The organism is Solibacillus sp. FSL K6-1554 (assembly GCF_038005185.1).
Lineage (GTDB): Bacteria > Bacillota > Bacilli > Bacillales_A > Planococcaceae > Solibacillus > Solibacillus silvestris.
In genome coordinates, this window is sequence record NZ_JBBOSS010000001.1 from 12501 (window position 1) to 25096 (window position 12596).

Consider the following 12596-nt stretch of genomic DNA (forward strand, 5'->3'; position numbering starts at 1 on the left):
CGAGCGAAACGGGAAGAGCCCAAACCAAAGAGCTTGCTCTTTGGGGTTGTAGGACACTCTATACGGAGTTACAAAAGAATGAATTAGACGAAGCGACTTGGAAAGGTCCGCGAAACAAGGTAAAAGCCCTGTAGTCAAAAGTTCATTCCCTCCAGAGTGGATCCTGAGTACGGCGGAACACGTGAAATTCCGTCGGAATCCGGGAGGACCATCTCCCAAGGCTAAATACTACCTAGTGACCGATAGTGAACCAGTACCGTGAGGGAAAGGTGAAAAGCACCCCGGAAGGGGAGTGAAATAGATCCTGAAACCGTGTGCCTACAAGTAGTTAGAGCCCGTTAATGGGTGATAGCGTGCCTTTTGTAGAATGAACCGGCGAGTTACGATTACGTGCGAGGTTAAGTTGAGAAGACGGAGCCGCAGCGAAAGCGAGTCTGAATAGGGCGAATTAGTACGTGGTCGTAGACCCGAAACCAGGTGATCTACCCATGTCCAGGGTGAAGGTGAGGTAACACTCACTGGAGGCCCGAACCCACGCACGTTGAAAAGTGCGGGGATGAGGTGTGGGTAGCGGAGAAATTCCAATCGAACCTGGAGATAGCTGGTTCTCTCCGAAATAGCTTTAGGGCTAGCCTCGTGATTGAGAATACCGGAGGTAGAGCACTGTTTGGACTAGGGGGGCATCTCGCTTTACCGAATTCAGACAAACTCCGAATGCCGGATATTTATACACGGGAGTCAGACTGCGAGTGATAAGATCCGTAGTCAAGAGGGAAACAGCCCAGACCACCAGCTAAGGTCCCCAAGTAATCGTTAAGTGGAAAAGGATGTGGCGTTGCTTAGACAACCAGGATGTTGGCTTAGAAGCAGCCATCATTTAAAGAGTGCGTAATAGCTCACTGGTCGAGTGACGCTGCGCCGAAAATGTATCGGGGCTAAACGATTCACCGAAGCTGTGGATGCATACTTTGAGTATGCGTGGTAGGAGAGCGTTCTAACAGCGTTGAAGTCAGACCGGAAGGACTGGTGGAGCGGTTAGAAGTGAGAATGCCGGTATGAGTAGCGAAACATGGGTGAGAATCCCATGCACCGTATGACTAAGGTTTCCTGAGGAAGGCTCGTCCGCTCAGGGTTAGTCGGGACCTAAGCCGAGGCCGATAGGCGTAGGCGATGGACAACAGGTTGATATTCCTGTACCACCTCCTCACCGTTTGAGAAATGGGGGGACGCAGTAGGATAGGGTAAGCACGCCGTTGGTTGCGCGTGTTCAAGCAGTAAGGCGTGTATGTAGGCAAATCCGCATACTATAACGTTGAGCTGTGATGACGAGCTCGTATGAGCGAAGTTCCTGATTTCACACTGCCAAGAAAAGCCTCTATCGAGGTGAGAGGTGCCCGTACCGCAAACCGACACAGGTAGTCGAGGAGAGAATCCTAAGGTGTGCGAGAGAACTCTCGTTAAGGAACTCGGCAAAATGACCCCGTAACTTCGGGAGAAGGGGTGCTTCTTTGGGTGCATAGCCTAGAGAAGCCGCAGTGAATAGGCCCAGGCGACTGTTTAGCAAAAACACAGGTCTCTGCAAAACCGTAAGGTGACGTATAGGGGCTGACGCCTGCCCGGTGCTGGAAGGTTAAGAGGAGCGGTTAGCGCAAGCGAAGCTGTGAATTGAAGCCCCAGTAAACGGCGGCCGTAACTATAACGGTCCTAAGGTAGCGAAATTCCTTGTCGGGTAAGTTCCGACCCGCACGAAAGGCGTAACGATCTGGGCACTGTCTCAACGAGAGACTCGGTGAAATTATAGTACCTGTGAAGATGCAGGTTACCCGCGACAGGACGGAAAGACCCCGTGGAGCTTTACTGTAGCCTGATATTGAATTTTGGTACAACTTGTACAGGATAGGTAGGAGCCAGAGATCTCGGAGCGCCAGCTTCGAAGGAGGCGTCGGTGGGATACTACCCTGGTTGTATTGAACTTCTAACCCATGCCCCTTAGCGGGGTAGGAGACAGTGTCAGGCGGACAGTTTGACTGGGGCGGTCGCCTCCTAAAGAGTAACGGAGGCGCCCAAAGGTTCCCTCAGAATGGTTGGAAATCATTCGTAGAGTGTAAAGGCATAAGGGAGCTTGACTGCGAGACCTACAAGTCGAGCAGGGTCGAAAGACGGGCTTAGTGATCCGGTGGTTCCGCATGGAAGGGCCATCGCTCAACGGATAAAAGCTACCCCGGGGATAACAGGCTTATCTCCCCCAAGAGTCCACATCGACGGGGAGGTTTGGCACCTCGATGTCGGCTCATCGCATCCTGGGGCTGTAGTCGGTCCCAAGGGTTGGGCTGTTCGCCCATTAAAGCGGTACGCGAGCTGGGTTCAGAACGTCGTGAGACAGTTCGGTCCCTATCCGTCGTGGGCGTAGGAAATTTGAGAGGAGCTGTCCTTAGTACGAGAGGACCGGGATGGACATACCGCTGGTGTACCAGTTGTCTTGCCAAAGGCATCGCTGGGTAGCTATGTATGGACGGGATAAGTGCTGAAAGCATCTAAGCATGAAGCCCCCCTCAAGATGAGATTTCCCATTACGCAAGTAAGTAAGACCCCTGAAAGACGATCAGGTAGATAGGTTCGAGGTGGAAGTGCGGTGACGCATGCAGCTGACGAATACTAATCGGTCGAGGACTTAACCACATTTTATTGCTCAATTCAATGAAACGTTTATCCAGTTTTGAAAGAATGAAAATTCTTTTACATAGGCTTATTAAAAGCCATTATAGTGAAGTGATGATGGCAAAGAGGTCACACCCGTTCCCATACCGAACACGGAAGTTAAGCTCTTTAGCGCCGATGGTAGTTGGGGGCTTCCCCCTGTGAGAGTAGGACGTCGCTTCGCACAACGCAAACCCGCTGAGAAATCAGTGGGTTTTTTGTTATAAACTACTTATTTTCCGTACATACGAAGAAAAAACCAAATAATATAATATTCCGAATTATTTTATTTTTTAAAGATTCTTGACAGTGATGTCCCTCGGAGGTAACCTTACAATAATATTCTTTTATAAATAGGAGGCATTCTTAACAATGTGGGAAACAAAATTTGCTAAAGAAGGTTTAACTTTTGATGATGTACTATTAGTGCCAGGACACTCTGAAGTGTTACCGAAAGATGTTAATTTATCTGTAAATCTAACTGACAACATTAAGTTAAACATTCCGCTGATCTCTGCAGGTATGGATACTGTAACCGAATCAAAAATGGCAATTGCCATGGCTCGTCAAGGTGGAATTGGTATTATTCATAAAAATATGAGTATTGATGAACAAGCAGAAGAAGTCGAAAAAGTAAAACGTTCTGAAAATGGCGTTATTACAAATCCTTTCTTCCTTACTCCAGAACATCAAGTATTCGATGCAGAGCATTTGATGGGCAAATACCGCATTTCAGGTGTCCCTATTGTAAATAACATGGAAGATCAGAAGTTAGTGGGTATTATTACAAACCGTGATTTACGCTTCATTTCAGATTACTCATTAAAAATTGATGATGTAATGACAAAAGAAGATTTAATCATTGCTCCTGTAGGGACAACTTTAGAAGATGCAGAAAAAATCCTTCAGCAATATAAGATCGAAAAGTTACCGCTAGTTGATGAAGCTGGGAAGTTAACAGGCTTAATCACAATTAAAGATATCGAAAAAGTAATTGAGTTTCCAAATGCTGCGAAAGATAGCCACGGCCGATTAGTTGTAGGAGCGGCGGTTGGTGTTTCAAAAGATACAATGATGCGTATTGCTAAGTTAGTGGAAGCACAGGTGGATATCGTTGTTATTGATACAGCACATGGTCATTCTCAGGGAGTTTTAAATACAATCAAAGATATTCGTGCAGCTTATCCGGACTTGGATATTATCGCAGGCAATGTTGCAACTGCTGAAGGGACACGTGCATTGTTTGAAGCTGGTGCCGATGTTGTAAAAGTAGGTATCGGACCTGGTTCTATTTGTACAACTCGAGTTGTTGCAGGTGTTGGTGTACCACAAATTACAGCTGTTTACGATGCAGCATCAGTTGCACGTGAATTAGGTAAAACAATTATTGCTGATGGCGGTATCAAGTATTCAGGAGATATCGTAAAAGCTTTAGCTGCAGGTGGACATACTGTAATGTTAGGTTCATTATTAGCCGGAACGTCTGAATCTCCTGGTGAGACAGAAATCTTCCAAGGACGCCGCTTTAAAGTATACCGTGGAATGGGTTCACTTGGTGCAATGGAAAAAGGTTCTAAAGACCGTTACTTCCAAGAAGATGCGAAAAAGCTCGTTCCAGAAGGAATTGAAGGACGTTTACCATACAAAGGGCCTTTAGCAGATACAATTCATCAATTAGTTGGTGGTGTACGTGCCGGAATGGGTTACTGCGGTGCACCGAATTTAGAACAATTACGTGAAAAATCACAGTTCATCAAAATGTCAGGTGCAGGACTACGTGAATCACATCCACATGATGTACAAATCACAAAAGAATCACCAAACTACTCTTTACAATAATTGCTAGGAAACTTTCAAACGTTACTATCGTCAAATTGAAGATAGTAACGTTTTTTTATTAACAGAAGGTCACATACAACTACTTATGTATGATAAAATGACGTTAGACAAGATTAAAAATTTGGAGGTAGCTTTGTGAAGAAGGTAAAAAAGCAAACGGTTTTAAGTATTGCCTTAATCCCGATTTTAATACTTAGCATGCTGGCGATGACACCTGCTAAGACACATGCAGCAACGGATTTAGGATTAACGGTAGATGCAGCAATTTTGATTGACGCAGATACAGGAAAAATTTTATATGAGCAAAATGCGGAAACAGCTTTAGGTATTGCAAGTATGACGAAAATGATGACAGAATATCTATTACTTGATGCAATCAAAGAAGGCTCAATTTCATGGGATCAGGAATATAATGTAACAGAGTATACATATAAAGTTTCCCAAAATCGTTTATTGAGTAATGTGCCGTTACGTGCTGATGGTACGTATACGATTAAAGAATTATATGAAGCGATGGCAATCTATTCTGCAAATGCTGCTACAATTGCGATTGCAGAAACAATTGCAGGTACAGAAAAAGAATTCCTGAAATTGATGGATAAAAAAGCAGAAGAACTTGGTTTGGAAAATTACAAGTTTGTAAACGCAACAGGCTTAAATAATGCTGACTTACAAGGCATGCATCCAGAAGGTACTGGAGAAAAGGATGAAAACGTTATGCCTGCTCGTTCTGTAGCAAAGTTAGCATACAACTTATTAAAAGATCATCCTGAAATGTTAGAAACAGCAAAGATTCCGAAGAAAGTATTCCGTGAAGGAACTTCGGATGCAATTAGTATGTCCAACTGGAACTTCATGCTACCAGGCCTTGTATATGAATATGAAGGCGTAGACGGGTTAAAAACGGGTACGACAGATTTTGCTGGTCATACGTTTACAGGTACGGCTAAACGCGGAGATACACGTTTAATTGCTGTTGTTATGAAGGCAGTGGATTCAAATGGTGTAGGTTCTTATAAAGCACGTTTTGATGCGACAGCGAAGTTATTCGATTATGGATTTGGTCAATTTTCAAAAGTAGAACTTCTTCCAGGAAACTATGTATTTGAAGAGCAAAAATCAATTCCTGTTATAAAAGGGAAAGAGGACTCTGTCAAAATTGCTGTAAAAGAGCCAGTTTCTGTAATGGTGAAAACAAGCGAAAAAGATTCATACGTTCCGACATTAACATTGGACAAGAAAGAAATTGAAGCAGGTATTGAGAAAGACCAAGTTGTGGGACAGGCTGTACTTGCACCTACAGAAGGTGTAGATTTTGGCTATATTGACGGCAATGGTATTGTTGCAGATGTTGTGACGACAGAACCAGTAGAACGTGCAGGGAAAATATCATTAATGTTCCAAGGTATCGGAAGCTTTTTTGGTAACCTATGGGATGGTGTATTCGGATTTGCAGGTAATTTAATTAAATAATAAATGAGCTTTTTTACAAGTAAACACTTGTAGAAAGGCTCTTTTTTTTAGCAGAAGGAATTTTTTCGAATGGGACAATTTGTCGATAATCCATACAAAACATACATTGATACATGGAGGGATAATAATCATGTGTGGAATATCAGGTTGGATCGATTTCTCGACTCATTTAGTAAATGAAGAATCGATGATAAAAAAAATGACGAGGACGCTTTTACACCGAGGTCCGGATAGTGAAGGGTACTTTATAAGCAAACATGCTTTATTAGGCCATAAACGGCTTGCAATTATCGATTTAGTGACGGGAAGCCAGCCAATGACACGCGGTGAGTTGACCATTGTGTACAATGGCGAAGTTTACAATGCAAATGAGCTTCGCGAACAGCTTAAAAGTCTAGGCCATTCCTTTCATACATCATCCGATACAGAAGTCATTTTAATGGCGTATGTTGAATGGAAAGAACGCTGTATGGAGTACTTAAATGGAATATTTGCTTTTGCTGTATGGAATGAGCAGGAGCACTCGTTGTTTCTATGTCGTGACCGGCTAGGGGTAAAGCCTCTATTTTACTATGAGCTTCCGGATGGGCTATTGTTCAGCTCTGAAATAAAAGGGATCCTGGCACATCCTGCTGTAAAGACGGAAGTTGATGCAGAAGGGTTTGCCGCATTATTCAGTCTTGGTCCTTCCCGTATTGTAGGGCATGCCATATTTAAAGGGATTAAGGAAGTTAAACCCGCATATGCAATGATAGTGCGGAAGGATTTCAGGAAAAGCTGGCAGTATTGGGATATAGAAAGTAAACAACATGAGCACTCAGAGGCAGAAACGATTGAGAATGTCCGGGAACTCGTAACAAATGCGATTATCCGTCAATTAATAAGTGATGTGCCGCTCAGTACAATGCTTTCAGGCGGGCTTGATTCAAGTATCATTACGGCGGTTGCTGCCCGGCAACTAGCGAAAGAACAGAAAACATTATCAACGTATTCCGTAGCATTTGAAGAAAATGACCAACACTTTATGCAAAATTCATTTCAAACGACTCAGGATGAATACTGGATCGGCAAAATGCAACAGGCATTTCAGACAAAACACCGACAAGTGACATTGACTCAACAAGAATTAGTAGAAGCTCTGGAACAGGCGATGCGTTTAAAAGATATGCCGAGTATGGCGGATATTGACAGCTCGTTTTATTTATTCTGCAAAGAGATGAAAAAAGAACATACGGTAGCGTTATCCGGTGAATGTGCGGACGAAGTATTTGGTGGTTACCCATGGTTTTATGAAGGAAAAAAGGGAACACTCTTCCCGTGGCTACGCTCCACTAAGGAACGTGAACAGTTATTTAAAGCAGATTGGCAAAAGCGTCTGCAATTGCCGCAGTTTATGCAAAGTACTTATGAAGAGGCAGTTAAGGGAATGCCTGCATTTTTAGGAAGTAAAGAAGAGCAGGAACGTCAGCAGCTGTTTTATTTAAATAACCAGTTTTTTATGCAGACGTTATTGGAGAGAAATGACCGGATGACAATGGGCGCAAGTATGGAAGTCCGGGTACCGTTTGCAGATCATACGATAATTGAGTATGTATGGAATATTCCTTGGGAAATGAAAAATAGCGGCGGCATGGAAAAAGGGATTTTACGAAAGGCATTTCAGGATATTTTACCGAAGGAAGTCGTGGAACGTAAGAAAAATCCGTATCCAAAAACGTATCACCCAAAATATACAGAACTCGTACATCAGCGACTGCAGCAAATTTTAAGACAGAAACACTCAGTTCTCCATGAATTGTTTGAAAAAGAGCAGTTAGAGCAATTATTAGCTACAAATGGCCAATCGTTTCAAATTCCTTGGTTTGGCCAGTTAATGGCGGGGCCTCAGCTCATCGCCTACTTTATACAATTACATGAATGGGTCGAGCAATACCGCATCAATATTATTACAACATAAAGAGACGTTCCCATACGGAACGTCTCTTTAAAAATCCCTTCTATATTAACTTTTTAGAAATCCCCCAAATTTCCATTAGCTGATGAATGTTCGGCTCAATATCATGAAGCTGCAAATTGCCAAATCCTAATAAAAACGTTCTTTTGGAGTAATGCTGCTCTGTTAAATAATAATTCGATAACGGTAAAATATGAATGCCATTCTGGCGTGCAACCTGTTGCAGTTCCCGTTCTGATTTCTCATGACGGAAGGCAACAAGTATGTTTGTACCGGCAGCATCCCCGGAAATCGTGATTTGGGGGTAATTATTTGAAAAGACTTCAATGCATTTATCATGCTTTTTACGATAAATTTTACGCATACGGTTTAAATGTTTGGCAAAGTGTCCGTCTTTCATAAATTTCGCTAAAATGTGCTGTTCAAACCGCGGAACGGTAGAAGAATAGTAATTGAAATGCTCCTGATAGCGTTGAACAAGTGTCGGCGGCAAGACGAAAAAAGCAACGCGCAATGATGGCATCAATGATTTTGTAAAGGTACTTAAATAAATGACACGATCATTTACATCAAGTCCTCTAAGAGCCGGAATTGGCTTTCCAATATAGCGAAATTCACTATCGTAATCATCTTCAATTATAAAACGATCTGGTGCTTTTGCTGCCCAGTTCAATAATTGTGTCCGTCGGTTAGCTGAAAGAACCGCACCAGTCGGGAATTGATGCGAAGGTGTTATATACACGACATTGGCATTCGTTTTCTGCAATTGTTCAACAACAATTCCATCCGTATCAACAGAAATCGGGATAGCGAGCTGCCCTAATTGATGACGTGGAATAGGTGAATAACCTGGATTTTCAAAGGCGAGCTGGGAATTAGTATCTAAAATTTTTAAAATCATAGGCAGTAACTGCTCAGTACCGGAACCAATGACGATTTGCTCTGGCTCACACTCGATCCCGCGCGATTGGTGTAAATAATTTGCAATTTCAATACGCAGTGCATGCTCACCTTGACGTTCCCCAGTTTGCAGTAAATGTTTGAAAGGTCTATCCAGAACATCCTTTGCATACTTACGCCATATCGTAAAAGGAAAAGCATCCTCATCAATTTTTGCAGAGGAGAAGTCAATTTTATATTCCATAGTTTCTGTTGTCTTTTTAATTTCTTTGTTCGCGATATCACTTTGGCGGTAAGGTAATGAATCTATTTCTTCAACGAAGTAACCGACACGCGGTTTTGATATAATATAGCCTTCCGCCAACAGCTGCGAATAGGCGAGCTCGACCGTTGTTTGACTTATATTGAAAAAATCCGCCAGTTCCCGTTTAGAAGGCAAACGCACACCTACAGCCAGCTGGTTGTTAGTAATCGCATTTTTTATGCCGATATACAGTTGTTCATATAGTGGTATCGTATGGTCCTTTTGAAGCTGAAAGAAAAGCATTTTCTTATCCTCCTTATGTAACCTTAATGAAATTTCAATTTTAACTAATATTGATGGTGTCAGAAAAGTATAGCATGTTGTAGAAAATTAATGAATGTTTTCATCGGAACTTGCAAATGTATATGGTTTTATAGTACAGTATGGTTAAATTTATAAATGAATTCGATGATAGGAAGTAGTAACAAGCCCGTTTTTTTCAGAGAGTCAGCGGTTGGTGGAAGCTGATAAAAACACTTGTGAATCCGTCCTTGAGATGCTTTTTCCGAAATAATAGTAGGTGGAAGCCGGCTTACCAAAGTCGTTAATTGTTAAGAGGAATAGATTTTTTCTATTCAATTAGGGTGGCAACGCGGGTAGCTCTCGTCCCTTTCATAGGGATTGAGGGCTTTTTTGTATTTAATCCGCTAGTACATTAATGTATTAAAGTGCTCAAGATCATCATTTCATAAATTTTAGGAGGAAAAAACTATGTTAGATATTAAACGCGTCCGTGACAATTTTGAAGAAGTAAAACGTATGCTTCTTACACGTAATGAAGATTTAGGGAATTTGGACAACTTCGAAAGCTTAGATACGAAGCGTCGTGAATTAATCGCCAAAACAGAAGTATTGAAAGCAGAGCGCAATAAAGTGTCTGAGCAAATTTCTGTTATGAAACGCAACAAAGAAGATGCATCAGAAGTAATTGCACGTATGCGCGAAGTAGGCGATGAAATTAAAGCATTGGATGCCGAGTTAAATGCCATTGAAGATGAATTTAAAGATATGATGATGCGTTTGCCGAATATCCCGCATGAATCAGTACCTGTTGGCACAGAAGAAGATGATAATGTGGAAGAGTACACTTGGGGCGATGTGCCGGCATTTAATTTTGAAGCAAAAGCACATTGGGATATTGCCAAAGATTTAGATATCGTAGACTTTGAGCGCGGAGCTAAAGTTACGGGAAGCCGTTTCTTGTTCTATAAAGGTTTAGGCGCACGTTTAGAGCGTGCTTTACTGAACTTCATGATGGATCTTCATTCAGACCAGCATGGCTATACAGAAATGCTGCCACCGCAAATCGTTAACCGCGATTCACTGACAGGTACAGGCCAATTACCGAAGTTTGAAGAAGATGTATTTAAATTAGTTCGTGAAGAAGATGAAATGGATTATTACCTGATTCCAACTGCTGAAGTACCGGTAACAAACTATTACCGTGATGAAATTTTATCAGCGGATATGCTGCCGCAAGCGTTCTCTGCATTCAGCGCTAACTTCCGTTCAGAAGCAGGCTCTGCAGGTCGTGATACACGTGGACTGATCCGTCAGCATCAGTTCAATAAAGTAGAATTAGTTCGCTTTGTTAAACCGGAAGAATCTTATGAGCAACTTGAAATTTTAACAGGGCATGCTGAAAAAGTATTACAGCTTTTAGGATTACCATACCGTAAATTAAAAATGTGTACAGCTGATTTAGGGTTCACAGCTGCCAAAAAATACGATTTAGAAGTATGGATTCCAGCCCAAAACATGTACCGTGAAATTTCTTCTTGTTCAAACTTCGAAGATTTTCAAGCGCGTCGTGCCAATATCCGTTTCCGTCGTGAAGCAGGAGCAAAACCGGAATTCGTTCATACATTAAACGGTTCAGGTCTAGCAATTGGTCGTACAGTAGCGGCAATTTTGGAAAATTACCAGCAAGAAGATGGTTCTGTTGTTATTCCGGAAGTATTACGTCCATACATGGGTGGCGTAGAAGTCATTATTGCAAAATAATTTAAGTAAATTAAAAAGTGTGTTGAAATAAAAATTTCAACACACTTTTTTTATTTTCTGCGGTAAAGATATTTCGTGATATTTAGTAATTTGTTTTACAAAACGAGAATATTTTGTTATATTCGAGAAAATAGGATATTGGATACAATATTTAAAGATTCCTAGATTTTATTGAATAAAGTTTTTAAGGACATCATATTTTGCACGTGTAATATGTTGCTCTAGTAATTGGCATGTAAGCTCGATGTTATTGTTAGCCAAAGCTTTCACCATTAAATCGTGTTCACTAATGGAAGTAGCAATTTGGTTAGGTAAAAGATGTGGTGTTTGCTGAGGGAAACCGGTCCACAAATTTTCAATAATATTATTTAATTTCCCCCAAGGACAGTCTTTTATTAACAGATGATGAAATTGAATATTAAGCTGAATATATTCATCTGTATCATCCGTTTTCTTCATTTTCTCGTTAAGATTACGCAACTGATTTACTAGTTGTGATGACATCGTTTTCAAACTTTCGGCAGCCGCCAGTGGCTCAAATTTTGCTCGTAAAAAATAAATCTCTTCCAGTTCGTGTATTGTAAATTGTTTGACGACAGCCCCTTTATGCGGCTCAACTGTGACATAGCCTTCAGCGGCCAACTGTTTTATCGCTTCCCGGATTGGCATTCTGCTAACGTTTAATGTCTTCGCCAATTCATCCTGGACTAGGCGTTCGCCAGGTTGTAGCTGACCTTTAATAATTGCTTCACGCAGAATCCGGTAAATTTTCGAGGGTAATGTTTCAGCAGTTAAATCATGATCAAATTTCATAAAAACACCTCATTGTGTGTTGTATTTTGGATCCAATATACAATATACAGGAAAACTATGCAAACTTTAAAGGGGGATGTTGTGATGGAGCAACAAATTCAAATTGGATGGCAAGGACGGTTTTATGAAGACTTTGAAGTAGGCGATAAAATTGCACATGTGTTAGGCAGAACAATTTCGCAGACCGATAATAGCTGGTTTACACAGCTGACGCAAAATACAAACCCTATTCATTTTGATCACCATTACGCAAAGCAAACAGAGTTTCAAAAGGCAATTGTGAATTCCGCATTTACCATTGCTCTTGTAACGGGACAATCTGTTTCGGATATTTCCCAAAATGTAATGGCCAATCTTGGATGGGATGAAGTTCGGCTTCCGCACCCAGTTTTTGAAGGCGATACCATTTACTCCTATACAGAAATCTTATCGAAAAGGGAGAGTGCTAAGCGGAATAACGTCGGAATTATCGAAGTGAAAACAACCGGCTACAATCAGGACGGGCAAATTGTCATTCATTTTAAACGCACGATGATGATTTATAAAAAGGGCTATGCACCAAATATCATGAAGCCTTTGATCGATCAAGTAATCTCACAGGACGGGAAGTGA

Annotated in this window: 7 protein-coding genes, 2 rRNA genes and 1 other annotated feature (1 of these 10 only partly in view); of the genes, 7 read left to right on the forward strand and 2 right to left on the reverse strand. The window is 41.6% G+C overall.

Annotation, left to right across the window (positions count from 1 at the left end):
* The 5 genes from MHB58_RS00045 to asnB all read left to right on the forward strand — a co-directional run.
* Positions 1–2679 (forward strand): 23S ribosomal RNA (locus MHB58_RS00045) (it extends 250 nt beyond the left edge of the window).
* A gap of 86 nt (positions 2680–2765) precedes the next feature.
* Positions 2766–2881, forward strand: a 5S ribosomal RNA gene (gene rrf, locus MHB58_RS00050).
* A gap of 188 nt (positions 2882–3069) precedes the next feature.
* Positions 3070–4536, forward strand: coding sequence for an IMP dehydrogenase (gene guaB, locus MHB58_RS00055; protein ID WP_008408586.1), 1467 nt, complete (start codon positions 3070–3072; stop codon positions 4534–4536).
* Between the two features lie 135 nt (positions 4537–4671).
* Positions 4672–6009 carry a D-alanyl-D-alanine carboxypeptidase family protein gene (locus MHB58_RS00060; protein ID WP_065216325.1) on the forward strand — a complete coding sequence of 446 codons (1338 nt, stop codon included), beginning with the start codon at positions 4672–4674 and terminating at the stop codon, positions 6007–6009.
* 130 nt (positions 6010–6139) lie between these two features.
* Positions 6140–7966 (forward strand): asparagine synthase (glutamine-hydrolyzing), encoded by a 1827-nt coding sequence (asnB, locus tag MHB58_RS00065; RefSeq protein WP_340734469.1) that lies wholly within the window; start codon positions 6140–6142, stop codon positions 7964–7966.
* Positions 7967–8006: 40 nt separating this feature from the next.
* Here asnB and pdxR read toward each other — a convergent pair whose 3' ends face one another.
* Positions 8007–9410 (reverse strand): MocR-like pyridoxine biosynthesis transcription factor PdxR, encoded by a 1404-nt coding sequence (pdxR, locus tag MHB58_RS00070; protein WP_340734470.1) that lies wholly within the window; start codon positions 9408–9410, stop codon positions 8007–8009.
* Positions 9411–9566: 156 nt separating this feature from the next.
* Positions 9567–9781: a binding site (T-box leader), on the forward strand.
* Between the two features lie 97 nt (positions 9782–9878).
* Between pdxR and serS the strand changes: the two genes are divergently transcribed.
* Positions 9879–11171: a serine--tRNA ligase gene (gene serS, locus MHB58_RS00075; protein WP_008408592.1), complete on the forward strand. Its 1293-nt coding sequence runs from the start codon at positions 9879–9881 to the stop codon at positions 11169–11171.
* 168 nt (positions 11172–11339) lie between these two features.
* Here serS and MHB58_RS00080 read toward each other — a convergent pair whose 3' ends face one another.
* Complete coding sequence (locus MHB58_RS00080) at positions 11340–11984, reverse strand: GntR family transcriptional regulator (RefSeq protein ID WP_340734471.1); 645 nt, start codon at positions 11982–11984, stop codon at positions 11340–11342.
* A gap of 84 nt (positions 11985–12068) precedes the next feature.
* On the opposite strand from MHB58_RS00080, the gene MHB58_RS00085 reads away from it, so the two are divergent.
* Entirely contained in the window at positions 12069–12596 is a 528-nt protein-coding gene (locus MHB58_RS00085) for a MaoC family dehydratase (protein WP_340734472.1), read from the forward strand.

Bases quoted from the DNA above. Each gene is read 5' to 3' on its own strand.
- guaB (WP_008408586.1), top strand. From the start codon at position 3,070: ATGTGGGAAACAAAATTTGCTAAAGAAGGTTTAACTTTTGATGATGTA.
- asnB (WP_340734469.1), top strand. From the start codon at position 6,140: ATGTGTGGAATATCAGGTTGGATCGATTTCTCGACTCATTTAGTAAAT.
- pdxR (WP_340734470.1), bottom strand. From the start codon at position 9,410: ATGCTTTTCTTTCAGCTTCAAAAGGACCATACGATACCACTATATGAA.
- serS (WP_008408592.1), top strand. From the start codon at position 9,879: ATGTTAGATATTAAACGCGTCCGTGACAATTTTGAAGAAGTAAAACGT.
- MHB58_RS00080 (WP_340734471.1), bottom strand. From the start codon at position 11,984: ATGAAATTTGATCATGATTTAACTGCTGAAACATTACCCTCGAAAATT.
- MHB58_RS00085 (WP_340734472.1), top strand. From the start codon at position 12,069: ATGGAGCAACAAATTCAAATTGGATGGCAAGGACGGTTTTATGAAGAC.